This window comes from Uliginosibacterium sangjuense (assembly GCF_059132465.1).
Genome location: NZ_CP101132.1, coordinates 2,399,430 through 2,424,258 on the forward strand (window position 1 = coordinate 2,399,430; position 24,829 = coordinate 2,424,258).

Genomic DNA, 24,829 nt, shown 5'->3' on the forward strand with positions numbered 1-24,829 from the left:
GGGTGAGCTGAAGCCAGGTCACGCCTACAAGCCATCCAGCCGCGCGAGCATCTCAGCAGCCTGCGCGCGGATCGCCACGCGCTCGGCAGCCGGCAGGCGATCGAGGTTCTTGACCATCAGTGCGGTGCGCGGCTCCTTGGCCAGCTCGGCTTCGTGGCGGTCGAGAAAGTGCCAGTACAACGTGGTCAGCGGGCAGGCGCGCTCGCCTGTGCGCTGCTCGGGCTGGTAGCGGCAGCCTTCGCAATAGTTGCTCATGCGCGACACGTAGGCGCCGCTCGCGGCGTAGGGCTTGCTGGTGAAGCGCCCGCCGTTGGCGTAGATCGCCATGCCGGCGACATTCGGCAGCTCCACCCACTCGACGGCGTCGACGTACACCGCGAGGTACCAGTCCTCCACCTGCTGCGGCGCCACTTCGGCCAGCATCGCGAACATGCCGGTCACCATCAGGCGCTGGATGTGGTGCGCGTAGGCATAGTCCAGGGTCTGACCGATCACCTGGCGCATGCACTGCATGTGCGTCTCGCCCGTCCAGTACCAGCGCGGCAGATCGCGCGTGTGACCGAAGTGGTTGGCCTCGCGCATGCCCGGCATGTCGAGCCAGTAGACGCCACGGATGAACTCGCGCCAGCCGATCACCTGGCGCACGAAGCCCTCGACGCCCGCCAACGGGAGATCCTGCGCGCGCCAGGCGGCCAGCACTGCATCCACGACCTCACGCGGCGACAGCAGCTTGAGGTTCATCGCTGCGCTGAGGCGTGCGTGGTAGAGCACCGGTGCGTCACGCCACATCGCGTCCTGCCAGGTGCCGAAGTGCGCGAGACGGTGCTGCACGAAATCGGCCAGCGCCGCGCGCGCGTCCGCCCGCGTCACCGGCCAGTCGAAATGCGCCAGTGAACCAGGGTGCTCGGCGAAGCGCGTAGCCACCTCGTCGAGCACCGCTCGCGTGGTCGCATCCGGCGCAAAGCCCTGGTGCGGCGGCACCCAGCCGGGACCGGCGCGGCCGAAGCCCTTGCGGTTCTCGGCGTCAAAGTTCCAGTGCCCGCCGACGGGCTGCTCGCCCTCCATCAGCACGCCCAGCCGCTTGCGCATGAAGCGGTAGAAGAACTCCATGCGTAATTGCTTGTAGCCACGCGCCCAGTCGGCAAACGCATGGCGCGAGATCAGGAAGTGCGTGTCGTCGAGCAGATGCAGCACGACCCCGGCGGCCTGTGCGGTGGCACGGATCGCCTGTGCCAGGCGCCACTCGCCGGGCTCCACCAGCACCAGGCGCTGCGGGCGATGCGCGTCCAGGGCATCGCGCAGCACCGCGCACAGATCGGTCTCCGCATGACTGCCCAGCGCGCGGTAATCCAGCGGCCAGCCCTGCGCGCGCAGCCAGTCGGCATGGTGGCGCATGGCGGCGAGAAAGAGCGCGATGCGGGCCTTGTGGCTCCACACGTGCTGCGCTTCGCCCACCGCCTCGATCATCAGCAGGCAATCTTGTGCGGGGTCGAAATCTTCGAGCGCGGGCGAATCCTGCGCCAACTGATCGCCAAGAATCAGGACGAGCTTACGCATGGGGCGCCCTCATCACTTTCGCTGCCGCGTGCTTCGCGTCGCGCCGGCAGCGCTCGGAGCAATACTTCACTGCATCCCAGTTCTTCGCCCAACTGCGGCGCCAGCTCATCGGCCGCCCGCAAGCGAGGCAAGGCTTGCTCGGCAAGGCCTGCTTGTTGCCACGAAAGCTGTTGGCTGCCATCGCCTACCACTCCATTTCCAGTTGCTCGCCGTCTGGCGCAGGTCGCTTCACCGTTTTGCGTGTGCGGGCGGCCGCATGCTGGGCGAGCCCGCTCTTGCGGCTGCCGTGGCGCGCGAGCACGGCGCGCGCCTGCTCGCGCGTCTCGCTCTGCCGCAGGCGTTCGCCCAGGCGCTGCTTGGCCTCGCGCGTGGCCTGCTCGAACACCACGACGGGCGCCGGGTAGTCGACACCCATGCGGCAGCCCGCACGCGACTGCACGCTGGCCGGCATGAGCCAGGGCTCGAACAGGTAATCCAGCGGCACCGCCGCCAGCTCCGGCACCCAGCGGCGCACGAAGAGGCCTTGCGGATCATGGTCGCGCGCCTGCTTCACCGGGTTGTAGATGCGCAGCGCATTAATACCGGTGGTGCCGGACTGCATCTGCATCTGCGACCAGTGGATGCCCGGCTCGTAGTCTGCGAAGAGGCGCGCCAGATGCAGGCCCGGCTCGCGCCAGTGCAGCCACAACGGAAAGGCCGCAAAGCTCACCAGCATCGCGCGCATGCGGAAGTTGATCCAGCCCGTCGCGGCAAGCTTGCGCATGCAGGCATCCACCATCGGGTAGCCGGTCAGCCCGCGCTGCCAGCGCTCGAAGCGCTCGCGGTCGAAGTCGTCCTCGCGCAGCCCGTCCAGCGCGGGCAGGAAATTCTCGAATTCGATGCGCGGCTCGGATTCGAGCTTCTGCATGAAATGACAATGCCAGTGCAGACGCGCCTCGAACGCACTGAGCGAGGCCAGGAAGTTACGCGGCCGCGCCTCGGGCGGCATCGCCTGCAGCGCGGCACGCCGCGCACGCGTGGCCTGCACGATCTCGCGCATCGACAGCGTGCCCCAGGCCAGATGCGGCGAGAGACGCGAGCAGGCCCGCTCGGCCGTGAGCGGGCTGGACATCGAGCCACGGTAGAACTGGCCGCGCGCGTCGAGAAAACTGTCGAGCGCGCGCAAGGCTGCCGCCCGCCCGCCACGCTGCCGCTGCGGCAAGGCCTCGGCAAGGCACGCATGCCAGGCAGGCGGCGCTACCTGCAAGGCCGCCAATGCGGGATGCAGCGCGGGCGACGGCGGCAGCGTATCCGGCGCGGCGCGCGGCAGGCCGTCCATGCGCGCTTCCCAGCGGCGCGCCCAGCCCTCGCGCTGCGCCAACCGCCGGATAACCCCGTCCTGCGGCGGCTCCGACCAGCGCACGCCGCGCACACGGCACCACTCGGCCACGGCACGGTCACGCGCAAACGTCGCCCCGTTGCCGGTTTCCTGATGGCTGAACAAGGCCACAAAACGATGCCGCTGCCAGAGCGCCTCGAAGACCTCGGGCAGCGCGCCGTGCAGCACCCACAGCCGACTGCCCCGCGCGGCCAGTGCCGCGTCGAGCTCGCTCAGCGCCTCCTGCACCAGGGCCAGATGCGTGCCCGAGGCATCTACCGCCCCCCACACCGCCGGCTCGTGCACATAGACCGGCAACACCGCCGCCGCGCCCACGCAGGCCTCGGCGAGTGCGGCATGGTCTTCAAGACGCAGGTCGCGCTTGAACCAGAGCAGATGCAGCGGCGAGAACGTTGAGGACGGGTACGGAGGCGAGATCGGGTCCATGGGAATGCATCGCACAAATTCCACGGAACCAAATTAGCATTCTTTTTGTCCTAGACAAAGCAAGCGACACGGCATGACCGTGGCGACTGCAACCCGCCTCCAGGATCGCCCTTGTGGCACCGCGTGCGGGCGCCCCAACCCCAAGCCAACATGTTTGATGTGCCATTCAGGAGAACTCGCATGACCCGTACTCTCATCGCCGCTGCAAGCATCGCCCTCGCCAGCTTCAGTGTCCACGCTGCAGAAAAGGACATCGTCGATACCGCCGTGGGCGCAGGCAGTTTCAAGACCCTGGTGACCGCCGTACAAGCGGCCGGCCTGGTCGACACCCTCAAGGGTCAAGGCCCGTTCACCGTGTTTGCACCGACGGATGAAGCTTTTGCGAAGATTCCGAAGGATCAGCTCGACGCCCTGCTCAAGGACAAGGCCAAGCTCACCGCCGTGCTGACCTACCACGTCGTGCCGGGCAAGGTGCTGGCCAAGGACGTGAAGGCCGGTGAGGTGAAATCCGTCCAGGGTGACACCATCAAGGTCAGCACCGAGGGCGGCGTGAAAGTGGACGACGCCCGCGTCGTGAAGACCGACGTGCTGGCCAGCAATGGCGTCATCCACGTCATCGACAGCGTGATCCTCCCCAACTAAGCGTCGAAGCGCCCCGCTTTGTCCATGACAACGCGGGGCGCACGCCTCGAAAGAGACATCCTCAGTTCACGGCCGCCCGGCTCACTTCAACATGCCGACCAGCTTGGCAAGGTTGGCGTCACCACTGTCCTTGAGCCCCTGGCTCACCATCGCGGCCACCTCGCGTGCGCCCTTCTCCTGGAAGTGCGTGGTGTCCGGTGCCGCCAGCGTGCCGCTGGTCTGCGAGACGTACCAGGTGTAGACCGCCGGGTCGGCGGCGAGCCAGTAATCCTTCCAGTCGGCCTGATGCGCATTGGCGAATGCGATGGTCTTGGCTTCGATGTCGATCAGCGGCGTACTGGTCGCAGTCGCCGTGTTCTTGATCGTCTGCACGTAGTCCCCCACGAAGGCAAAACCGTTCGTGCTGTTCTGCGTGGTGATGTGCTGCGGCACGACCGGGAAACCCGTCTTGCGTGCAGCATTCCAGACCCGCGTGGTGGGCGTCATCAGGATCGGGATCGCACCTTTCGCGCGTGCCGCCGTCACATAACGCTCCAGCGACTTCTGGAACGACATCTCCGGCTGTCCCGGCGGATGCTGCAGCGCCCCGCTCGCATCATTGGGGTAGGTGCACATCGTGTACACGTCGGCAGCGCCGCGGCTCGCCTTGGTCGAGTCGCAGTTCTGGTCGTTGTGGCCGTGATGGATGATCACGTAGTCACCAGCCCGCAGGAAGGCCGCCATCTGGTCGTAGTAACCCTGGTTGTAGAAGTTGCGCGAGCTGCGCCCGGACTTGGCGCCGTTGAGCACCTTCACCTTGGCGCCCACCTTGAACTGGTCTTCGAACACCTGGCCCCAGCCCATGCGCGGCATGCGCGCCAGCTCGTAGGTGCTGGCCGTCGAGTCGCCAACGATCAGCACGCGCGTATAGCTCGCGTCCTCCATCTTCGCCTTGGCGGCCTGCGCGCGCTTGAGGTCCAGCGGCTCCAGCTTGCTCAGCGCATCCATCTTGCCGATGTAGTTGTAGTCCGCATCCAGCAGCATGGTGCCGCCCGGCTTGCCACTGTTGTTGTCGTACCCCCGGTTGAACACGATCACGTCGAGCAGCGCATCGACCCCGGTGTGGTCCGCCTTCATGGGCGTGGTCACCGGATCGAAGCTGTCGGCATTCGCCACGCCCGCATCCTTCAGCGCCTGCAGGATCGCGGGGCGGAACTCATCGACCTTGCTGTTGATCAGCTCCGCCGTGATGCCCTTGGCCGTGCCCTTATCGAGCAGCGCTTGCGGGCCCACCAGCGTCGCATCGCCCGCCTTCAGCGTCGCGGCCACATCGCTGACCAGTTTGTCGGTCAGCGGATTCACGTTCGCCACGTTCTTCGCGCCCGGGGTCAGCTTGCCCAGCAAGGCGCCCATGCAGCGCGCCCACAGCTTGGCGCCATCCGAGCAATTGCTGTTGCCCGCCTCCACCGCCTGGATCATCAGCGGCGCCACCAGGCCCTCCACATCGAGCGAGTAGGCGCCATCCGTGCCAGCCTCGGTGCTGCGCTTGGCGCCCGTGCTGTCGAACACCGTGACGCGGGCCTTGGCCAGCGGCGCCCCGGTGGCCACCACCCCGCTCAGGCTCGTCGCCTGCGCGGCCGGCGCCGCGTCGTCATTACCGCTGCCACCACAGGCCACCAACACGCAGGCAGCCAGAATGCTCAGCGCAGGCGCGCCGAACCGCAGGAATCGTGAATTCATCTTGTCTCCGTCATGTGCCGCCCCTCACTGGGGCTGTGGCGCGCATGATCGGCACCTGCACCGACACTGTCCTGATCGGGATTGCGCACTTGCCGCGCGTGATGCCGGATGCATGAGGCTGCGCAAATGGGGAGGGAGGGTGCGCGTGAGCGAGAAGGCGGGAACCCGTAACCCGGCAGGGTGGGCTAGGAGAGCCCACGCGGTTCAATGCATCGGCAGAAAACCCACCGCATGGGTACCCCGTGCCCACTCCGCGAATCTGGAGTGACACAGGTCAGCGGCCACCTCCACGCGACCTCGGCGCATCGGCTTTGGCGTTCAAATCGCAGATGACGGATACATTGGTCGAAACCAAGACATCGTGCCGCCGCCGAGGAGCTCCGCCCGAAGGGAGACTGCGAACAAACGAAACGCGCGGCTGTTGAAATACATTCTTGAATCTCCGCGACACGACGGTCTACGCTGGTTTTATTTGTGCGATCAAAGCCGCACGGATATCGAAAGGAGGACGCGATGCAAGAAGCTTATTCCGATGCTACTGGGCTTCTCTGGGAAGGCCCGACAACCCTTGAGGGGCGTAAGAGTAGCTGGGCCCCAGACTTCGTACGTCATGCAGGTCGGGACTATGCAGTTTTCTGTGATTCAAACGACAACGGCAAACTGAAACTACAGCCCCTTTTCGGTCCGCCCGGAGAACAGGCGATCACCATCGCGCCCGGTAACGATGTGGCACGGTCCAAAGAAACACCTGCTGCCTGCTCTGTGGGAAACCAGCTCTTCGTCGCATGGCACCGCCTTGGGACCAGAGAACTTTGGATTGCCGTCTTATCGGATTTGGCTGGATGGCACTGCTTTCAACTTTCGAACAGCATCAAAGATGAAACCAGGCCGGCCATGGTGCTTCTGACTCCACCCCCCGGCAGCGACCCTCGTGAGGTCCGGGTACATTTGCTTTGGGCGTCCTACGATCCCGATGCACTCGTGCACGCAAGCTTTGATCCACTTACCCGCTTTGAGCGCGACGCCGTAGCGATCAAGGCCACGCCATTCGACAGTCAGCACTCGCCTTCAATGACAGTCATGGATCACACGATCCATGCTGCGTGGGCGGGCTATCACGACGGGGAACCAATCTTCACCTCTTACCTGAACAGGGCTAGCTGGTGGATCTGGACGCCGCAAATCCGGCTATCCGATTCCTCCAAGACAGATAAAGGCCCCGGCATTGCAGCTACTGATGGCACCCTGTTTCTCTTCTTCCGAGGAGCAGACAGGCAATTGAACTTCATGCAACGGACTGGCGCCAATCAATGGTCCGCTCCACGTAGTCTCAACGTTGAAGTGCAACGGTAGTCAGGACGCATGGTAAATCTCCTTGGGGGTTTTGAATTGAAGTCTTTTGCGGGGTCGAGTATTTAATTCATTGGCGATCCAGTCGCAGTGAGCTTGGCTCAGTTGGCTCATGCAAGTGCCCTTGGGGAGGTACTGACGGATCAAGCCATTGAGGTTTTCGTTGGCCCCGCGCTCCCAGGAGTGGTACGGGGTGGCGAAGTAGCAGGTGACAGGGAAACGGGCTTCGAGTGCCTTGTAGTCGTGGAACTCGGTGCCGTTGTCCAGCGTGAGGGTATGAAACCGACCCGCCTGTTCGGTGAGTGCCTGGCTGGCGGCCCGCGTAACTTGTGCGCTCGTCCTGGCCTTTAGTTTCTTGATGATGGCGTAGCCGGTTTTGCGTTCCAGCAGCGTGAGGATGCAGTGATGCTTGTCCTGGCCGATGACCGTGTCACCTTCCCAGTGCCCCAGGTACAGGCGCTGTTCAATCTCTTCTGGCCGCTCGGAAATATGGCGTTTGCCCGCCAGTACGCCGCGCGAATCCTTGCTGGCGTACCGCTTGCGCACCGCCTTGCACATGATGCGCAGGCATTTGAAGAGCGTGCCCCCCGCACGCTTGTCGCGCAGGACATGGCGGTAGATCGTCTCAGGACTGATGCGCCACTGCCCGGCTGCCCGCAGCGTGCCGCTGATCTGTTCCGGGCTCCATTTCTGGCGCAGCCACCCTTCGATCTGTTGCCACTGTGCCGGGCTGAACCAGGAGCGGCGCCGTGCCCGCCGTCGCCTGGCCGTGGCGTACTTGTGCGCTTTCTCCGCGCGATAGTGGCCGTCGTGATGGGTGCGGTTTCGCCGCAACTCTCGGCTGATCGTGCTGGCTGCGCGCCCCATCTGCTGGGCGATCTGCGCTTGCGAGAATCCCGCAAGCCGCAGCCCCGTTATGCGGTATCGTTCCTCTCGGGTGAGCTGGTGGTACTTATTCATCAACGCTTCCTTTTTCTTGGCCGGAAATGGAAGCGTTCAGTATCCCAGTTCGCCCGCCTATTTCAGGGAGCGTTGCACTTCGTCTTTGAATCCGCGCCAGAAAAGCTCTTTCAGGGGAGGACCGATAGCCATCAGGACACTATCGCTACTTCTTGCTTTGGGTCTGCAGTTGTAGGCTGGAATCAAGACTGGCAGATGAAATTCGCGACCGTGGGAAAAAACCCGTGCGACTACCTGCTGAGTGATGGGGTCGCAGTCAAAACGAAAGACAATCCTGCAGTGTTTGTGGTGTGCGGGGGAGCAAAATTCTGGATCAAAAGCCCCACGGAATTCTTCCAACTCGGCTACACGGACTGGAAAGATGTCCTCACGATATCGCCTTCGGCCTTGAACGCCTTGGCAACGCAACCGAGTGACGAAAGTTTCATCAAGGAACCCACCAGTGATCTGGTGTGCGCAATCGTCGGTGGCGCTCGTCTTGGCGTGGCGAATCCAGACGAACTAGGGAAGATGATCAGAGGCACGGGTCGCCGTGTGGTCGCAGTGCCTACGGGCACCTTTGCCACACTTCCAATTATTCCCCGCAACGGGACCGTGGTAGCCCTGACTGATGGCTCCGGTGAATACCTTGTTAAGGAAGGGAAACTACACAAGCTAGATTACTTTAATCCGCAAGGGGCAATCGTTGCACCCATGTCAATTCTGGATGTACTTCCGATAAACAAAACATGAGCTGAGCAAGCGGAAACAGCAATAGCGACCAGGCTCGATTTGATTTTCACCCACCCCATCCCAGCCCGGCAGGGCTGGACTCAGTAAGCCCACGCGCTTCAACGCATCGGCAAGAAAAACCACCGCGTGGGCACGCCGTGCCCACCCTACAAATCTCGGACACAGTCCTGATCGGGACTGCGCACTTGCCTTCGCCTAGCGCAGGTCGACATGTGCGGCAAAGCCGGTGACGCCTGGCGCGATCTCCGGGCGCAGCGTCAGCGCCGGGATCTCGTAGTCACCACCGTTCTGTGCGCGAAACGCGATGGGTGCGGTCGTTGCGAGATGGTCGAGGCGCTGCGCGAGCGCTACGCGAAGCGTCGCAAAACGGGCTTCGTCAGTGCGGCTCGTGCGATGGATCACAAACGGCGGCAGCACGGCGAAGCCGGGGTAGAAGAGGATGCCGTGCTGGATCGGGAACAGGATGTCGTCAATCGGACCATTGACGCCCCGCGCGCTGTAGTGCGATTCCCAGCCGCCCGTGGTGACGATCAGCATGGCACGCTTGCCCGCGAAAGTCCCCTCACCATAGCGGTCACCCCAGTGCGTATCGGAATGCTCGCCCACACCATAGGCAAAGCCGTAGGCATAGACACGGTCGACCCAACCCTTGAGGATTGCCGGCATGGTGAACCACCATAGCGGGAACTGCAGGATCAGCACATCGGCCCACAGCAGCTTCTGTTGCTCGGCCTCGATGTCTGCGCGTTGGCGGCCGTTGGCAAAAGCGTGCTGTGAATCCATGGCCGCATCGAAGCGCTCGCCGGCCAAGTGATCGAGATTATCCGCGGCATCAAGCGTAGCCTTCCAGCGCATAGCGTAGAGGTCAGAGACCTGCACGCTGTGCCCCGCCGCCTGCAGGTGCTGAACCGTGAAATCGCGCAGGGCGCCGTTCAGTGAGCGCGGTTCGGGATGGGCGTAGACGATGAGAATGTTCATGGCATTTTCCTGCGGCATCAGCGCGGATCGGGTTTGAGGAGAACCACAGACTGAACCTGCTCACGCTATAGTGGAAATGAATTTCTGAAATTCCAGGTATAGCCATGAATGATTTGCGGCGTCTTGATCTCAATCTCCTGCTTAGCCTCGACGCGCTGCTCGCCGAGCTCAACGTCACGCGCGCAGCCGAACGTCTGCATTTCTCGCAACCCTCGGTCAGCGTACACCTGGCCAAACTGCGCGAGTTCTTCGACGATCCACTGCTGCTGCCGGGGCCGCGTGGCATGCGCCCGACAGCGCGTGCTGAAGCACTGCGTGAGCCCTTGCGCCAGGCGCTCGAAGCCCTGCAGCGCGCGGTGTCACCTGCCAGCCCCTTCGACCCGTCTCAGGCCAGCAAGACCTGGCGCATCGCTGCAGTCGACTACGGTGCGTCGACCATCCTGCTGCCCGCCCTGGCCAGCCTGCGCGTGGCAGCACCAGGTACGCGCCTGGCCGTTGTTGCCATGGCGCCGGGGCGCATCGCCCGGCAGGCCGAGCATGGCGAGATCGACCTGGCTTTGCACACACGCGAGGGAGCCCCTGCCGGGATGCACCAGCAAGTCCTGTTCGCGGAACGCTACGTGCTGGTGGGGCGCGCCGGACATCCGCGCCTGAAACGGCGGCCCACACTGGCGCAATTCTGCGAACTGGAGCATGCAATCGTGTCGCCCGATGGCGGTGGTTTTCGCGGCGCTACCGACGAGGTGCTCGCAGGCCTTGGCATGACACGCCGCGTGGTTTTGTCGGTACCCCACTTCCTGTTCCTAAGATCCGTGCTGGAGAGCACCGACCTGGTGGCGATGCTTCCCTCACGCCTGGTACGCAATCACGACAGCCTGCGCGTCGTGGAGCCACCTGTCGAAGTGCCGGGTTACGAGATGGTCATGCTGTGGCACGAACGCCTGCACCGTGACAATGCACATCAATGGCTGCGCGCGCATATCGCCAGTGCCGTGTAAGCGTGCAGCGCACATGCGCAAAGCCCAGTAGGGTGGGCTCGGTGAGCCCACGCGGTTCAGTGTATCGGTAGAAGACTGGCAGCGTGGGCACGCCGTGCCCATACATGGACGCCCCCCGTTTGCACGACCAATCTTTTCGATGATGACGACTCACGGAGTCGATTGCAGCCATACATTCGGTCTTTGACGCAGCCCTTGCATGACTGCTGACGCATGATGATATTCGCGGGTCACAGCTCAATCACCCTATCGTGCTCAGGGCACATGGGCTCGGACGAGTTGTCATGACCCCGGTCTGACCTGTGGGTGCCATCATTTCAAGATTGCCCAGGCAATCGAGTGAGCTGCCTCCGTGTTGCGTTGATCGGTACTACGTTGTGCTCGACCGGGCCGACTACGCGCAAGCGCAGTTGGCTTGCGCGTAGTCGGCCCGGAACATTTCTCCTGTTCTGAGCATCGCCCAGATTCGTCGTGCGTTCTTGGCCGCAAGCGCGACTGCAGCAATGTTGTGCCCACGTCGCTTGGCAAGCTTCACGACCCAATCTTCTGCATGCGCCTCGCTCTGCATCAGATGCCGCAGCACCGCACGAGCGCCGTGAATCAGCAGCTTGCGCACATAGCCATTGCCCCGCTTGGTGATCCCCAATAACACTTGCTTGCCACCACTGCTGTGCTCACGCGGCGTCAGCCCCAGGCAGCTCGCGAACTTACGCCCATTCTCAAAACTGTCGCACCGGCCAAAGCTGGCCACCACGGCTGTTGCACTCAACAGCCCGACGCCAGGAATGCTCTCGATCAAGCGACTCGCGGCATTGCCTTTGTGCTGCTGACGGATTCGCAGCTCCAGCGCACGGATGCGCTCTTCGAGCTCATTCAATGCATGCATCAATTGCGCAATCAGCTCTTTGAGTGTCACCAGCTCTACACCTGCGCGAGCTTGCCACTGGGACACATCCTGCTTGAGTCGCTTAAAACCCAAGGGGATGACCTCGCCAAACTCGCTGAGCAAACCACGAACCTGATTGCCCAGTGCCACGCGTTGCTTCATCCACAAATCGCGCACGCGATGGAGCGCCTGCATCTGCTGGCCTTCCACGCCGCGAACGGCCACCGCGGGCACCGATTGCCGCGTTGTCGCCTCTGCTATCGCCGCAGCATCACGTGCATCGGTCTTGTTGCCCTGAACGAAGGGCTTCACATGTTGGGGCGCCATGAGTTTGATCTGGTGACCCAGGCTTGAGAGCGTTCTGGCCCAATGATGCGCACCGCCGCACGCCTCCATGCCAACAAGCACCGGTGGGAGTTGAGCAAAGTACGCAACGACTTCCCCGCGCCTCAGCTTCTTACTGCACACCTTGCGACCATGGCTGTTGATGCCGTGAGCCTGAAACACGCTCTTTGCCACATCCAGCCCAACTACCTTAAGCTCTTCCATGACGTCCCCTTCTGCTCAGTGGTTTCTCGACAACTCCACTTTGGCACTTCGATGCCGTCGCAGGTAGGGGGCGTCCATGTCATTACCCTACGAATCTATTCGGACACCTTGTCTGAGCAAACCGGCCTGCGCGAATTTTTGCGCAGGCCAGGTGGTGTGATGGGTTGGTCATTTTGCAAGCCTAGATTCCCGGTATCTCGAGTGAGCCACAAGCGAGAACATCTATGACTGTTTCGCCGAGTTGAGGAGCCACCACAGAGAGCAGAAAGAGAATGGTGGCGACGACGACTGCGAGCACACAACTGACAGACAATCGAATGAAGCTGTATTTTGGCTCAAGAGAGCCGCCTGCCAATTTACGCATCTGCGCCCACTTTGCGTAGCGAACAAGGAACCTACAGTAGAACCACACCGGAACGGAGAGCAGGGCTATGACGAATACAATCGGACCATAGGCCAAGAGATCCAGAAGGAGCCCTACATCTTGACCTGCACCGTCTGGGCCTGGAAAGTCGCCGCCGGTATTCCGGAGGAACGAGTAGAGGGCAAATGCGCAAGCGCCAAATAGCAAAAGCAGACCATAGAGACTGAGGAAAGCAACCTTTGTGGCAAAGGTAGTTGCCGCGTTTTGGTATTTGTAGGCACGTAGAGCGACTTCACTGCTCTTTAGTGTGACATCCAAGAGCAGCAGGACCAGCTTGGATACGAGGACTGGTGCGAGAGCCGCCAACAGCAACGGACTTATGATCGACCACAGCTGACCAAGCCAAGCCAGATCACAGGACTGCGAAAGTTTCCCGAACCCCAGTAGGTGTTCATAGAGCACGGGTCTGCCTTCTCCGCCAAGAATAATGAGCGGTGAAGCGATTACCACGGACGCGATGTTCTGAACCCTATTGAATGTACCCGCAGTCAGGTACCCAGCCTGGGTCACCTTGTCGTCTGACATGTCCCACAGGGGCTGACCACTCCTGACCGCGCTACGCGTCTTCATGTACGAGGAGTAGTACCGAATTGGATTCACGATCATGGCTGTTGGAGTTCGCCAGCATGGCGCCTAACGAATGAAATGGACCTCCCGTCCCTCGGGCTGCAACGGAATCCGCAGCAAAAGAGGCCAGGCTCGACTTGTTTTAGGCGTGCAGTGCACACGCTTCCTTGCGCAAGGCCCCGTCCAGCCAGCGCATGTAGGCCAGGCAATCCTCTTCGCCGAAGAAACATGGTGGGCGGTTGTGCCCCCGCGACACGATGTGCAAGGGCATGCAGTCAAGGTGGATACGTGGGCGACGTGGCAGGTTTGGTGAGTTCAATTCTGCGCGGCAAAACAATTCGAACCCGGCCCCATATCCTGCCCCTTTAATCACGATAGAACGTTTGCAGTCGACCAGCGATGACGCTGTAGCCAATGTTCTTGGGCGGGGGCAGTCCAATATTCTCCACTACAAACTTAGGCGGGATGGTCTGCCGAGAAAACACGAAGCGCCTAGCTCCGCCTAGGATGATGCGGTTCTGACGCGCAACCCCCTGGTTCGTCGACTCACCTATCATCGCCACGGTTAGGTCGCCATTGAAGTAAAGAGGTACGGGTAGCACTTGCAGTGCAATATCGGGTGTGAGTGGTGCATGAATATCAAAAGGGATATTGAACGTAGTGCGCCACGGCTCTTCAACGACCAGTCCACCGTCAGCATAGAGATACTCCGCATCGCCAACACGGCGTGTGACAAGGAAGACTGATCTTGCAATCACTTCAACATACTCTTTGTAAAGGTGGAGCATGTCGTCCAGCGCGTGGTTCTTGACGCTCGTGCTTGGTGCTGCGTCCTTCTCATGAAACGCAACAAGCCGAGCTAGATACTTAGGATGCCTCACCAAAAGCGCGGCGACGTACTGCGAGATGGCTCGGCGGACCTCGGGCGGAGTCGTGATCTTCTCCACATAGGGATTCACGCGAAAGCCAATCTGTCTGGCTGTGCTCGCTTTCGCAGGATCACCGCGAAACGACTGTCGGCTGACATTGGAAGGATCAAGTAGGTGTTCGATCATTCTTGCAGCCGGGCTGTCAATGGTCTCAGCAAACCACTCCTCAACTCCTGTGTCCTTAATGTCGTCATCAAGGAAGCGCGTATACAGCTCCGATTCGACTCCAATGTTCGTAGGGTTAGCGCGGAATGCCGACCCATCTGCTCGAGTCACCGTTACGAACCCGTGTGTGTCGGTCCAGTATCGAGACTGTGCCATTGGCCACCAATGATGTCGTTTCGGCTTATTCATAGGGGAAGCTCGGAGCCAGGAAGCTCGGGGTCAGGTCTAGAATTGCAACATATCCACCCCCGCGACAGTCTGGATAAATTTTTCGTAGCGCAGGACAAGAATGTGGTGACATTAAGTCGCCCATTGGCTTAGAAAAATATCGAAATTCAAGACCTGACCCCGTGCATCCTTTCCGATCTGGCGCAGGCTGGCGACTTTCTGCTTCGGCCTGCCAATTCTAGTCATGGTGATCCGCATCCTCTCTTTTTCTATTTCTAGAAAAATAAGACACAACTGCAGGTGCGGCACAACAAACCGCCACTATGAAGACAAAACCAAGAGCTAATAACAAAAAATTCGGAACATGGAACCACGAGTAGTATCGAGCAGCAAAGAGCCCGAACAAAATCAAAGCAACCACCTCCGGGATCCGTGGAAAAAAATTTCTCATAAATCCTCCTTGGTCTCAAGAATCAAGTGCAACAGAGAACGGGCCCGGGGTCAGGTCTTGAATTACAACATTTCGGAAAGGCTCGAGGTATACGGCACGCAAGCGTCAGTAGAACTGACCGCGTACGGCGGAACTCCAATGGAGGTTCCGCCAATCCATCCCCTCCGACCCGGCGGGCCGCTGACTATAGCCCCAAGCGCGTCGCCCCGTGCGCAACTCACCCCGCCGCCCTGCGGGTGGCTGGCGGAACCTCCTTTGGAGTTCCGCCCTACGACAATTCCTCCTGTGATGGAGGGGCCGGGCGTGGTTCTCTACCGCCGACGTCGCTGAGCAGATGCGGGGCCGGGTTTCCACACCGGGCCGCCCTGCGCGCCCTCCTCTGACAAGGGGGCGAAGCGGGGAATTCGGAGTGCATTGCACTCCGCCCGTGCAGCCGCGAGCCCATGCAGGGGCGAGAGTGGAGGGTTTGGGGAGGTGTTGGGTGTAGGCGCCGGGTCGTCTCCTTGCCCGTTTTCAAAGCTGAAATGCGGTTCGGTACAAGGCGGCTTCTGCCCGGCAAAGTCCGACGCACCCACTCGTCCAGCAGCCACGGTGCGCGGAACGGCCTTTGCTACCATCGCCTGCGACTCGAACAACAAGAACACTTGGGGGCCTGCGCATGGAGATGTTTCTGGTTTTGCTGTCCCTGGCCTATGCGGTGGGTCTGCCGCTGGTGGCCATCGTTGCCTTCTCGCGCACTAATAAGCAGAGACAGGAGCTGGCGCGTCTGGCGGAGCGGCTGCATGCAGCCGAGCTGCAGTTGCAGACGCTCGCGCAAGGCCAGGCGAGCGCGCCCGCTCCCGCCGCCACCATGACGGTCGCGCCGCCCGAGCCGGCCGCCCCTGCCGTCGCGCCGGTGGCGAGCGAGCCGACCGAGGAAGTGCCGCCCATCTTGGCTACGCCACCCGCGCCTGTCGTCGTGGAACCGGAGCCGGCCCCCGAGCCGGTGGTGCAGCCCTGGGGCCAGCCGATTGTGGCGGACCTGCCGGCCCTGGAGACGCCCGCGCCCGCGGCGCCTGCCGCGCCGAAGCCGAGCAGCGATCCGGCACAGGATGCCGCAACGGCCGCTGCCTTGCGCGCGAGCTATCGTGCGCGGCGCGAGGCGGCTAGCGCGGAGCCGGCCGGCCCCTCTTACATCGAGCAGGGTTTCGCTGCGGCCAAGGCCTGGTTGCTGGGTGGCAACACGCTGGTGCGGGTGGGCATGGTGTTGGTCTTCCTGGGGCTGGCCTTCCTGCTGCGCTATGCCTCGGACCATGTGGTCATTCCGCTGGAGCTGCGCTACCTCGCCGTGGCGGGTGCCGCGCTGGCGGCGCTGGTGCTGGGCTGGCGGCTGCGCGAGCGGCGCCCCGGTTTTGCCCTGCTGATGCAGGGCGGCGCGGCTGGGGTGATCTACCTCACCATCTTCTCTGCGCTGAAGCTGCATGCGCAGCCCTTGATTCCGCCCGGCCTGGGCTTCGCGCTGCTGATCGCGACGGTGGCGCTGTCGGGGCTGCTGGCGGTGGTGCAGAACGCGCTGTCGCTGGCCATGGCGGGCGCCATCGGCGGCTTCGCCGCGCCGATCCTGGTGTCGACCGGTGGCGGCAGCCATGTGGGGCTGTTCTCCTACTTCGCGCTGCTCAACGCGGGCATCCTGGGCATCGCGTGGTTCAAGGCCTGGCGCCCGCTGAACCTGGTGGGCTTCTTCGGCACCTTCGGCATCGGTCTCGCCTGGGGCTTGCGCAGCTATGACGCCGCCGCGCATTACGCCAGCGCGCAAGGTTTCCTGATCCTGTTCTTCCTGATGTTCGTGGCCATCGCCCTGCTGTTCGCGCGCCGCATGCTGGCCGAGGACGAAAGCGCGCCGACCGGGCTGGATGCCGCCGCCTGGGCCGGCTGGGCCGCCCGCGCACAGGGCCGCAGCCAACGCTATGTGGATGGCACGCTGCTGTTCGGCACGCCGCTGGTGGGCTTTGGCATGCAGGTGGGGCTGGTGCGGCATATCGAGTACGGCAGCGCCTTCAGCGCGCTGGTGCTGGGCTTGTTCTACCTCGTGCTGGCGCGGCTGTCGCTGGGTGGCGAGGCGGGGCGCCAGCGCCTGCTGAGCGAGGTGTTCCTCGCGCTGGGGGTGATCTTCGGCTCGCTGGCGATTCCGCTGGGGCTGGACGCGCAATGGACCGCCGCCGCCTGGGCAGTGGAAGGCGCCGGCCTGTACTGGATCGGCCATCGCCAGCAGCGACCGGTGGCGCGTGGTTTCGCGCTCTTGCTGCAACTGGGGGCGACGCTGGCCTTCGTCTACAAGTTGATGCCGGGGCAGGAGACGGTGCTGGCGGGCTCGGCCCTGGCCGCGCTGATGCTGGCGGCGGCCTTCCTGTGCAATGCGCGGGTGCTGCACCTGGCCCGCCAGGCGGCGGATGATCAACCCCTGTGGGATGGCGCGCTGGGTGCCCTCTTCCTCAGCCTGGGCCTGTGGCATCTCTACGCGATCCCGGCCCTGAGCCTGGCGGCGGCAGCCTGCATTGCGGTGTGGGCAGTAGCGGGTGGCGCGACGGTGTGGCTGGGGTCGCGCCTGCGCCTCACAAGTGCGATGCCCAATGCGCTGGTGCTGCAGTTGTTGGCCGGGCTGCTGTTCTTCAGCAGCGAGCTGTGGGGCTATCTGCACCTGAACCAGCTCGCCGTGGAGGATCGCCCGGCCGCCTTCCTGCACCTCGGTTTCTGGGCGCCGCTGCTGCTCGCGCTCGCCGGCTTCTTCATCGCCTGGCTCAGCCACCTTGCGCGGGAAGACGAGCACGCGGCGACCCGCCATGTCGCCACGCCGGCGCTGGTGTGGGGCAGCGCCTGGTGGGCGCTGGCCTGGGGCATCGAATGGGCCTTGCATGCGGGCAGCGACATCGCCACGGGGCATGCCTTCCTCGCCACGATGGCGGCCAGCGCGCTGCTGGGCGGGCTGGCCGCGCGGCGCTGGCAGTGGCCCGCCCTGCTGGCGGTGACGAGCCTGCTGCTGCCCCTGGTGGCGCTGGTGGTGCTGAGCCATTTCCTCGCCGGGGACATCGCCTGGGATATGACAGGTGGCTTGGTGCTGGTGCTGGCACTGGTGGCTTCGCTGAGCGTGTTGCAGACCGCCGGCGCGGTGTGGTCGATGCAGGCCGAGCAACGCCTGCACCTGGCGAATGCATGGGTGTGGTTGGGTGTGGCCGCGATGCTGTGCCGCCAGCTCTTCCTGGGCCTGGGCGAGCCGGGCAGCGCCTGGCGCTGGCTGGGCTGGACGTTGCCGCTGGCGGGCTGGCTGTGGCTCAACGCGCGCAGTGCGCCGGCCCGGCTGTGGCCTTTCAGCCGCTACCCCGAGCTGTACCGGCTGACCGCCACCTGGCCGGTGCTGGTCCTGCTGCTGGGCTGGGTAGGGGTGGCGAACATCGGCTCGGCGGGCAGCGCGGCGCCCCTGCCCTACCTGCCGCTGCTCAACCCGCTGGAGATCGGGCTGTGCCTGATCCTGCTGGCCGGCTGGCTGTGGTGCGCCCATGTGCTGGAAGACGACAGCCTGGCGGCCAGACTGTGCGGGCCACTGGAGCTGGCCTTGCTGGCGGGCAGCTTCCTCACCTACACCTGCCTCGTGCTGCGCGGCGTGCATCACTTCGCGGATGTGGCGTGGGATGCCGACATCATGCTGCGCTCGATGCGGGCGCACAGCGCGCTGTCCCTCGCTTGGGCGCTGCTCGCGCTGGGCCTGATGGTGGCCGGCCATCGCCGCGCGCAACGCGCGGTGTGGATCACCGGCGCCACGCTGGTGGCGGTGGTGGTCGCCAAGCTCTTCTTCGTTGAACTGTCTGACCGTGGCGGCCTGGAGCGCATCATCTCCTTCATCGGCGTCGGGGTCTTGCTGCTGGTCGTGGGCTACTTCGCGCCCTTGCCGCCCGCGAGAAAGGAAACGGAATGAACGGATCGCGACGCCGCTGGCGGATCGCCCTGGGCGGCCTTATCGCCGGCCTCATCGCCAGCCTGCCCGCCAGCGCCCAGGAACGCGCGGAGGACTACAAGCAACAGTGGGCGGTGCGCACCGAGACGCTGGCGCCCTACTACCGCGTCCGCCTGCCGCTGGCGGTGTATCTCGCGGCGCGCGATGCGAGCCTGCCGGACCTGCGGGTGTTCAACGCCGCGGGCCAGGTGATGCCGATGGCGCGCGTCAGCGCCCCGGACGAGCTTGCCCGGCAGGCGCGCCAGCAGGCCCTGCGCTGGTTTCCGCTGAGCCAGCCGGCAAGCAGCCGGCCCGACGATGCCCTGCAGGTGCAGGTGCGCCAGCAGAGCGATGGCAGCCTCGTGGACATCCGCGTGAATGCGGCACGCCAGCCGGGCCACACGCTGCGGGGCTACCTGCTGGATGCGAGCAGCCTGCGCGATGCGCGCGGCGAGCGCAGCCTGGAGCTGGACTGGAGCGGGGCCGAGGATGGCTTCCAGTCGGTCGACGTGGAAGGCAGCGACGACCTGCAGCACTGGCAGCGCCTGGCCAGCGGCGCTTCGCTCGCCCGCTTCGACCACCAGGGGGCGAGCATCCGGCAGCAGCGCATCGAGCTGGACGGCCCGGCGCAGCGCTACCTGCGCGTCATCTGGCGCAGCCCCGAGCAGGCGCCCACCCTGAGCCGCGCCGAACTGCGCCTCAGCGAGGATGTGCGCAGCACGGCGCTGAGCTGGTCTGACGCGCCCAGCACCCTGAACCCAGACCCGGCTCATCCGCAGGAGTACCACTTGCAACTCCCCCAGGCCCTGCCCCTGGCGCGCCTGCGCGTGCTGGTCCCGGCCGGCAATCAGGTGCTGCCGCTGGAAGTGCTGGCGGCCGAGGGCGAGCGGCGCAACTGGCGGCGCCTCGCGAGCGAGGTGGTCTACCGCCTCGACAGCCAGGGCAAGCCATGGAGCCGGCAGGAGATCGTGCTGCCGGCCCAGTCCGTGCGGACGCTGGTGCTGCGCCTGGATGCGCGGGTGCAGCCGCCGCCCAGCCTGCATGTCGACTACGCGCTGCGCCCCGCCGAGCTGTTGTTCCTGGCCAGCGGCGACGGGCCGTACCGGCTCGCGGCGGGCCACCCGCAGGCCAAGAACAGCAGCCTCGCGCCGGCCACCCTGATCCCGGCCTACGGGCAGCCCGGCAGCCCGCAGATCGCGGATGCGAGCCTGCAGGCGCTGCCGCGCGACATCGCCCGGCCCGGCAGCACTGGCGAGCCCGGCACTGCGTCGCGCAAAGACTGGTCCAGGCCCGCGCTGTGGGGCGCCTTGATCCTGGGCGTGCTGCTGATGGCCGGCATGGCCTGGCAGATCACCCGCCAGATGAAGCAGGCGGGCGCGGCGAAGGGCACCGAGGGTTCCGACTCACCTCCGAAGGGCTGAGCCCCGGGCGAGTACGTCATGCGAGATGCGTTGCCGGCCCGCCCGCCAGTGACGCGCAAGCGCGCAAGTTCACGTCTCGCAGATTCGTCACGTACAAGCTGTGCCAGCGACATGGTGGCGAGACAGGCCCACCTATAATCTGCGCCGGGCTCACCGCAGCATGAAGACGGACACACCAATCCAGCCATCTCCGCACGGTGTGCACACCTGCCTCTTCCTGGACACCACACCCATCACAAGACTCATGAACACTGTCCGCCGCATCTTGCATTTTGCATTTCTGCTCGCACTGCCACTGTCAGTTCAGGCACAGATTCCGACCATCCAGATCGACAAGGACACGGTCACGCTCAGCGGCAGCGTCGATGCCTGGAAAGATCGGGAACCGCTATGGCAGGCCATTCGCAGCAGGCCCGTCCTGATCCTCAAGGGAGTCAGCGTAGACAGCGTCGATTCAGCACTCAAACTGGCAGAAGTCGTGGGCAAGGCGCGCGTCACGACCGTTGCCGACGGCGACTGCGGCTTGACCTGCATGCCCTTGTTCGCCGCCGGCGAAAAACGCCTGTGGGGCCACCGCCCCGGAGCGGCCTCACCCGTTCTGACTCTCGGCAACCGGCCTCTGCCGTCATCGGTCAACGTTGGTCTGACGAGCACCGACCCTGGCCTCTATCAGTTGTACAGACGACAGCTCTCGATTCCGTTCTCGTTGCTGAACAACTATGTGAATTCGCGCTCGACCACCAACGGCCTGCGCTTCGTGGCCCCCGGCAACGGCCTGCCCGAAGGCGAAGGGATGGAATGCAGTGACATTGCAAAACCCGCAGAGTGCAAGCGACACCCCGAATTGCAGCCTCTCAGCGCGCGCATTTTTACCAGTGCAACCCCCTATGCGCTGGGCGCAGCGGTTGGCAGTGCGGCAGCACCGGCCGCGCTAGCACCCGCCAACGTCGTGGCCATGGAGTCCGCTGGCGCGAACAGCGTGGCTGACAACATCAGCCTGCAGGCTGGCGATCCGCTGATGGCACGCAACGTCAGTCAGTCTGAAGGCCTCAGCGGCATCACCACCAGTTTCAATCTTGAAGGGCGCATCTTTGCCTACCTGCCGGTTGCATGGGCCAGTGGAGGCGCCAGCGGCAACCACCGGTTTGAAACGCGCTGGTACAGGGGGGAACAACTCGTTCACAAGTCGCCTGTTCAGGCCGTCGCATGGCCCACCACACCCGGCTCGGCATGGTACGCAATGCGTGCTGCGGAGTTGGGAAAGGGTGACTACAAGGTCGACTTCTGGCTCGACGGACGAGTCGTCGCCAGCAAATCCTTCAGCATCCGTAGCGAATAGACGGGTTCGGCCAGCCCAGAGATGCTGGCCGCCAACACGGCGAGCCGCGCGCTCAATGCACGGGCTGCAGCTTGCTGAGGATCTGCTGCGTCATGCTGGAGGCCAGGGCCTGGTTCGGCAGGAAGACGCCGTCGGCGCCTTCCTTGCGCAACACCTGGGCTTCCTCCTCGCTGTCCGCGCGGGCCAGCACGCAGATGCCCGGGTTCAGCGTGCGCGCCACTTCCATGACCTGACGCACCAGGAAGGGATCGGCCACCGTCACCACCACCATCGAGGCGCGTGCGATGTGCGCTTGCACCAGCACCACCGGATCGGCCACATCGCCAGACACGGCAGGCTGCTGACGCGCGCGTAGCGACTCGACGATCTCTCGGTTCTGCTCGGCCACCACACAATGCACCTGGTGCGCCTGCAAGATCTCGACCATGCGCTGCCCCAGGTCGCCATAGCCCACCACGACGACCTGCCCGTTCAGGCGCGCAGGGTCGGTGGTCTGCGGCAGCTCGGCCAGCGGGTCGTCGCGCATCTCCAGCCGCCGCGCCATGGCGGACTTGTCGAGTATCCAGCGCCGGGCCGGTTCGATGGCCTTGAACATGAGCGAGTTGAGGGCAATCGAGATCAACGCACCGGCCAGGATCAGGCTCTGTGCCTCGACCGGCAGCAAGCCCAGCGACACGCCCAGGCTGGCCAGAATGAAGGAGAACTCGCCAATCTGCGCCAGGCTCGCGCCTACCGTCAGCGCGGTGTTCAGCGGGTAGCGGAAGGCCAGCACCAGGGCCGAGGCTGCGATGGTCTTGCCGACCATGATGATGGCCACGACGAGCAGCACCTTGCCGGGCTCCTGCAGCAGCACGCGCGGATCGAACAGCATGCCGACCGACACGAAGAACAGCACCGCGAAGGCGTCGCGCAGCGGCAGGGTCTCGTCGGCCGCACGGTGGCTCAGTTCCGATTCGCGCATCATCATGCCGGCGAAGAAGGCGCCCAACGCGAAGGACACGTCGAAAAGCTTGGCCGCGCCGAAGGCCACGCCGATGGCGGAGGCCACCACGCACAGCGTGAACAGCTCACCCGAAGCAGTACGCGACACCAGCCACAACAGGCGGGGCAGCACGCGCTTGCCGGCGACCAGCATGAGCACCATGAAGGCCGTGACCTTGAGCAAGGTGATCCCCAGCGCCTGCCACAGGCCACTGCCTCCGTCGCCAGTCTGCTGCCCGCCCAGCATGCCCGACAGCGCGGGCAGCAAGACCAGCACCAGCACGGTGACGAGATCCTCGACCACCAGCCAGCCGACCGCGATGCGGCCATTGACCGTTTCCAGCACGCCCTGTGCCTCCAGCGCCTTGAGCAGCACCACCGTGCTGGCCACCGACAGGGTGATGCCGAACACCAGGCCGGCACCGAAGGACCAGCCCCAGAAATGCGCCGCGGCCATGCCCATGGCGGTGGCCGCCACGATCTGCACGATTGCCCCCGGAATGGCGATGCGCCGCACCGACATCAGGTCGCCCAGCGAGAAATGCAGGCCCACGCCGAACATCAGCAGCATCACCCCGATTTCCGCCAATTGCCCCGCGAGGGCCACATCCGCCACGAAACCCGGTGTCGCCGGCCCGATCGCGATGCCGGCCAGCAGGTAGCCCACCAGCGGCGGCATGGACAGGCGGGCGGCGGCGAAGCCCAGGATCAGGGCCAGCCCGAAGCCGACAGCGATGGTGGAGATGAGTGATACGTCATGCGGCATGCGGTGGCCCCGGTGGAATGGTGTGTCAGATCTTGTTCGTCAGGTCTTGACCCTGAGTCCGCGAGTGAGTTCAAACCTCAGGCGGATGCAAGACTGCGATTTTGCCCCAGTTGCGGGAGTCATATTTTCAGCAATGTGAATGAAACCATGCACGCATGGGGCGCGGCGCTTTGCGGGAGGGCCGCTCAAAATCCCGCCGCCGCGGCCCGCGCGATTCCTGTCACATCGGTCTTGCGCCGACTCATGAGCAGGGCACCCGGCTTGCGTGATAATCGCGCCTCCTCAAGAACCGCCTGCCCTCACATGCTCAACTCACTCCGCGCGTTCCTCGTTGCATCTCTGCTGATCACGGCATCGTTCGCCCATGCGCAGGGCGTACCGGCGCAGTATCAAACCGAAGGTGATGTCGTCACCCTCAGCGGCAAGCTCGATGGCTGGCGCGACCGCGAGACGCTGTGGCGTCACATCAAGGGCAAGCGCGTGCTGGTGCTGCGTCAGGTCACGGCCACCGGCATGGATTCCGCCTTCCTGTTGGCCAAGGTCGTGCGTCAGGCGCGCATCACGACCGTGATGGACGGCGACTGCGACCCGCTGTGCCTGATGATGTTCATGGGCGGGGAAAGCCGCCAGTGGGGCCTGCGCCCCAACGCTTCGCCTGGCGTGACCATCTTTGCCAATCCGCCGGATGGCACTTCGCTCAGCGTCGCGCCAACTTATTTCTCGTACTTTCAGGAGCGCTTCTCGGCCATGCCCATGAGCACCCTGAATTTCTACATCTACAAGCGCACCGCATCCAATGGCATCCGTTTCGTGCAGCCCAGCGCCGCCTACCCGGAGGGTCTGGCCGCGGACTGCGAGAACTACCGCCAACCAGATCGGTGCGTGCAGAACCCCGCCCTGCTGCCCTACCGGGTCGGCCTGGTCACGACGCTGGACCCCTACCCGCTGCAGCCGGCCGCCGCAGCACAGGCGCCCACCCTGGCGCCAGCTTCGCCCAGCACGGTCCAAACGCCCGTCGCCGCTCTGCCGACGGCATTGCCTGCCCAGCAGACCGTGACCCAGATCAAGGCCGGCACGGTCGTCACCGCTCGCAGCGTCAGCGAGATCGACGGGCCCACGGGCATCGCCAGCAGCTTCAATCTGGAGGGTCGGATCTTCAGCTTCGCCTCCTTCTCCTGGCCGGTCGATCAACTGGGCGGCAGCCACACGCTGGAAACGCGCTGGTATCGCGGCAGCGAGCTGATCCATCGCTCACCGCGCGGCAATGTGAGCTGGAAAGAAACGCCTGGCGCAGCCTCCTATGCCGTACGCGCCGCCGACCTGGGCGTGGGGCAATTCAAGGTCGAGATCTGGCTCGATGACCAGCTCGTCGGCAGCCGGAACTTCACGATCCGCGAGGAGTGAGCCGCAGGCGCTGAGGCCGGCATCGCTTGGCGCGACGCCGGCCGTTCCATTGCCCGGGCCTGTGCACGCTCG

18 protein-coding genes are annotated in these 24,829 nt (G+C 64.1%); 8 read left to right on the forward strand and 10 right to left on the reverse strand.

Annotated elements, in window-relative coordinates; all coding sequences use genetic code 11:
• Positions 1-24: 24 nt before the first annotated feature.
• The 3 genes from NMB43_RS11175 to NMB43_RS11185 are packed head-to-tail and all read right to left on the reverse strand — an operon-like array spanning position 25 to position 3,361.
• Positions 25-1,557, reverse strand: coding sequence for a cryptochrome/photolyase family protein (locus NMB43_RS11175; RefSeq protein ID WP_494348238.1), 1,533 nt, complete (start codon positions 1,555-1,557; stop codon positions 25-27).
• Positions 1,550-1,738: a DUF2256 domain-containing protein gene (locus tag NMB43_RS11180; RefSeq protein ID WP_494348239.1), complete on the reverse strand. Its 189-nt coding sequence runs from the start codon at positions 1,736-1,738 to the stop codon at positions 1,550-1,552. The genes NMB43_RS11175 and NMB43_RS11180 overlap by 8 nt, the downstream gene beginning before the upstream one ends.
• A 3-nt stretch (positions 1,739-1,741) precedes the next feature.
• Entirely contained in the window at positions 1,742-3,361 is a 1,620-nt protein-coding gene (locus tag NMB43_RS11185) for an FAD-binding domain-containing protein (protein ID WP_494348240.1), read from the reverse strand.
• 180 nt (positions 3,362-3,541) lie between these two features.
• Here NMB43_RS11185 and NMB43_RS11190 point away from each other — a divergent pair, with 180 nt between their 5' ends.
• A complete protein-coding gene (locus NMB43_RS11190; RefSeq protein WP_494348241.1) occupies positions 3,542-4,003 on the forward strand; it encodes a fasciclin domain-containing protein in 462 nt (153 codons plus the stop codon).
• An 81-nt stretch (positions 4,004-4,084) separates the two neighbouring features.
• Here NMB43_RS11190 and NMB43_RS11195 read toward each other — a convergent pair whose 3' ends face one another.
• Positions 4,085-5,722: a GDSL-type esterase/lipase family protein gene (locus NMB43_RS11195; protein WP_494348242.1), complete on the reverse strand. Its 1,638-nt coding sequence runs from the start codon at positions 5,720-5,722 to the stop codon at positions 4,085-4,087.
• 513 nt (positions 5,723-6,235) lie between these two features.
• Between NMB43_RS11195 and NMB43_RS11200 the strand changes: the two genes are divergently transcribed.
• Positions 6,236-7,075 carry a hypothetical protein gene (locus NMB43_RS11200; protein ID WP_494348243.1) on the forward strand — a complete coding sequence of 280 codons (840 nt, stop codon included), beginning with the start codon at positions 6,236-6,238 and terminating at the stop codon, positions 7,073-7,075.
• On the opposite strand, the gene NMB43_RS11205 is transcribed toward NMB43_RS11200, so the two are convergent.
• Positions 7,076-8,032, reverse strand: a complete 957-nt coding sequence (locus NMB43_RS11205) for an IS30 family transposase (protein WP_494348244.1) — start codon at positions 8,030-8,032, stop codon at positions 7,076-7,078.
• 195 nt (positions 8,033-8,227) lie between these two features.
• On the opposite strand from NMB43_RS11205, the gene NMB43_RS11210 reads away from it, so the two are divergent.
• Positions 8,228-8,764, forward strand: a complete 537-nt coding sequence (locus tag NMB43_RS11210) for a hypothetical protein (protein WP_494348245.1) — start codon at positions 8,228-8,230, stop codon at positions 8,762-8,764.
• Positions 8,765-8,959: 195 nt separating this feature from the next.
• Here the strand turns inward: NMB43_RS11210 and NMB43_RS11215 are convergent, their stop codons facing one another.
• Positions 8,960-9,742: an NAD(P)H-dependent oxidoreductase gene (locus NMB43_RS11215; protein ID WP_494348246.1), complete on the reverse strand. Its 783-nt coding sequence runs from the start codon at positions 9,740-9,742 to the stop codon at positions 8,960-8,962.
• A gap of 104 nt (positions 9,743-9,846) precedes the next feature.
• Between NMB43_RS11215 and NMB43_RS11220 the strand changes: the two genes are divergently transcribed.
• Positions 9,847-10,740 (forward strand): LysR family transcriptional regulator, encoded by an 894-nt coding sequence (locus tag NMB43_RS11220; protein ID WP_494348247.1) that lies wholly within the window; start codon positions 9,847-9,849, stop codon positions 10,738-10,740.
• Between the two features lie 394 nt (positions 10,741-11,134).
• On the opposite strand, the gene NMB43_RS11225 is transcribed toward NMB43_RS11220, so the two are convergent.
• The 3 genes from NMB43_RS11225 to NMB43_RS11235 form a co-directional block, all read right to left on the reverse strand.
• Positions 11,135-12,175 carry an IS110 family RNA-guided transposase gene (locus tag NMB43_RS11225; protein ID WP_494348248.1) on the reverse strand — a complete coding sequence of 347 codons (1,041 nt, stop codon included), beginning with the start codon at positions 12,173-12,175 and terminating at the stop codon, positions 11,135-11,137.
• Between the two features lie 181 nt (positions 12,176-12,356).
• The gene (locus NMB43_RS11230) at positions 12,357-13,124 is read right to left on the reverse strand and encodes a hypothetical protein (protein WP_494348249.1); all 768 of its coding nucleotides are present in this window, start codon (positions 13,122-13,124) and stop codon (positions 12,357-12,359) included.
• 407 nt (positions 13,125-13,531) lie between these two features.
• Positions 13,532-14,449 carry a DUF4238 domain-containing protein gene (locus NMB43_RS11235; RefSeq protein WP_494348250.1) on the reverse strand — a complete coding sequence of 306 codons (918 nt, stop codon included), beginning with the start codon at positions 14,447-14,449 and terminating at the stop codon, positions 13,532-13,534.
• Positions 14,450-15,537: 1,088 nt separating this feature from the next.
• On the opposite strand from NMB43_RS11235, the gene NMB43_RS11240 reads away from it, so the two are divergent.
• The 3 genes from NMB43_RS11240 (at position 15,538) to NMB43_RS11250 (ending at position 21,606) form a co-directional block, all read left to right on the forward strand.
• Complete coding sequence (locus NMB43_RS11240) at positions 15,538-18,828, forward strand: DUF2339 domain-containing protein (protein WP_494348251.1); 3,291 nt, start codon at positions 15,538-15,540, stop codon at positions 18,826-18,828.
• The gene (locus NMB43_RS11245; protein ID WP_494348252.1) at positions 18,825-20,267 is read left to right on the forward strand and encodes a DUF3999 domain-containing protein; all 1,443 of its coding nucleotides are present in this window, start codon (positions 18,825-18,827) and stop codon (positions 20,265-20,267) included. Before NMB43_RS11240 ends, NMB43_RS11245 begins: the two co-directional genes overlap by 4 nt.
• 244 nt (positions 20,268-20,511) lie before the next feature.
• The gene (locus tag NMB43_RS11250; protein WP_494348253.1) at positions 20,512-21,606 is read left to right on the forward strand and encodes a hypothetical protein; all 1,095 of its coding nucleotides are present in this window, start codon (positions 20,512-20,514) and stop codon (positions 21,604-21,606) included.
• Positions 21,607-21,658: 52 nt separating this feature from the next.
• On the opposite strand, the gene NMB43_RS11255 is transcribed toward NMB43_RS11250, so the two are convergent.
• Positions 21,659-23,353: a cation:proton antiporter gene (locus NMB43_RS11255; protein WP_494348254.1), complete on the reverse strand. Its 1,695-nt coding sequence runs from the start codon at positions 23,351-23,353 to the stop codon at positions 21,659-21,661.
• A gap of 303 nt (positions 23,354-23,656) precedes the next feature.
• Here NMB43_RS11255 and NMB43_RS11260 point away from each other — a divergent pair, with 303 nt between their 5' ends.
• Positions 23,657-24,757, forward strand: a complete 1,101-nt coding sequence (locus NMB43_RS11260; protein ID WP_494348255.1) for a hypothetical protein — start codon at positions 23,657-23,659, stop codon at positions 24,755-24,757.
• Positions 24,758-24,829 lie beyond the last annotated feature (72 nt).

Bases quoted from the DNA above. Each gene is read 5' to 3' on its own strand.
- NMB43_RS11220 (WP_494348247.1), top strand. From the start codon at position 9,847: ATGAATGATTTGCGGCGTCTTGATCTCAATCTCCTGCTTAGCCTCGAC.
- NMB43_RS11255 (WP_494348254.1), bottom strand. From the start codon at position 23,353: ATGCCGCATGACGTATCACTCATCTCCACCATCGCTGTCGGCTTCGGG.
- NMB43_RS11230 (WP_494348249.1), bottom strand. From the start codon at position 13,124: ATGTCAGACGACAAGGTGACCCAGGCTGGGTACCTGACTGCGGGTACA.
- NMB43_RS11245 (WP_494348252.1), top strand. From the start codon at position 18,825: ATGAACGGATCGCGACGCCGCTGGCGGATCGCCCTGGGCGGCCTTATC.
- NMB43_RS11215 (WP_494348246.1), bottom strand. From the start codon at position 9,742: ATGAACATTCTCATCGTCTACGCCCATCCCGAACCGCGCTCACTGAAC.
- NMB43_RS11185 (WP_494348240.1), bottom strand. From the start codon at position 3,361: ATGGACCCGATCTCGCCTCCGTACCCGTCCTCAACGTTCTCGCCGCTG.
- NMB43_RS11240 (WP_494348251.1), top strand. From the start codon at position 15,538: ATGGAGATGTTTCTGGTTTTGCTGTCCCTGGCCTATGCGGTGGGTCTG.
- NMB43_RS11180 (WP_494348239.1), bottom strand. From the start codon at position 1,738: ATGGCAGCCAACAGCTTTCGTGGCAACAAGCAGGCCTTGCCGAGCAAG.
- NMB43_RS11225 (WP_494348248.1), bottom strand. From the start codon at position 12,175: ATGGAAGAGCTTAAGGTAGTTGGGCTGGATGTGGCAAAGAGCGTGTTT.
- NMB43_RS11200 (WP_494348243.1), top strand. From the start codon at position 6,236: ATGCAAGAAGCTTATTCCGATGCTACTGGGCTTCTCTGGGAAGGCCCG.
- NMB43_RS11190 (WP_494348241.1), top strand. From the start codon at position 3,542: ATGACCCGTACTCTCATCGCCGCTGCAAGCATCGCCCTCGCCAGCTTC.
- NMB43_RS11205 (WP_494348244.1), bottom strand. From the start codon at position 8,032: ATGAATAAGTACCACCAGCTCACCCGAGAGGAACGATACCGCATAACG.
- NMB43_RS11260 (WP_494348255.1), top strand. From the start codon at position 23,657: ATGCTCAACTCACTCCGCGCGTTCCTCGTTGCATCTCTGCTGATCACG.
- NMB43_RS11250 (WP_494348253.1), top strand. From the start codon at position 20,512: ATGAACACTGTCCGCCGCATCTTGCATTTTGCATTTCTGCTCGCACTG.
- NMB43_RS11195 (WP_494348242.1), bottom strand. From the start codon at position 5,722: ATGAATTCACGATTCCTGCGGTTCGGCGCGCCTGCGCTGAGCATTCTG.
- NMB43_RS11210 (WP_494348245.1), top strand. From the start codon at position 8,228: ATGAAATTCGCGACCGTGGGAAAAAACCCGTGCGACTACCTGCTGAGT.
- NMB43_RS11235 (WP_494348250.1), bottom strand. From the start codon at position 14,449: ATGAATAAGCCGAAACGACATCATTGGTGGCCAATGGCACAGTCTCGA.
- NMB43_RS11175 (WP_494348238.1), bottom strand. From the start codon at position 1,557: ATGCGTAAGCTCGTCCTGATTCTTGGCGATCAGTTGGCGCAGGATTCG.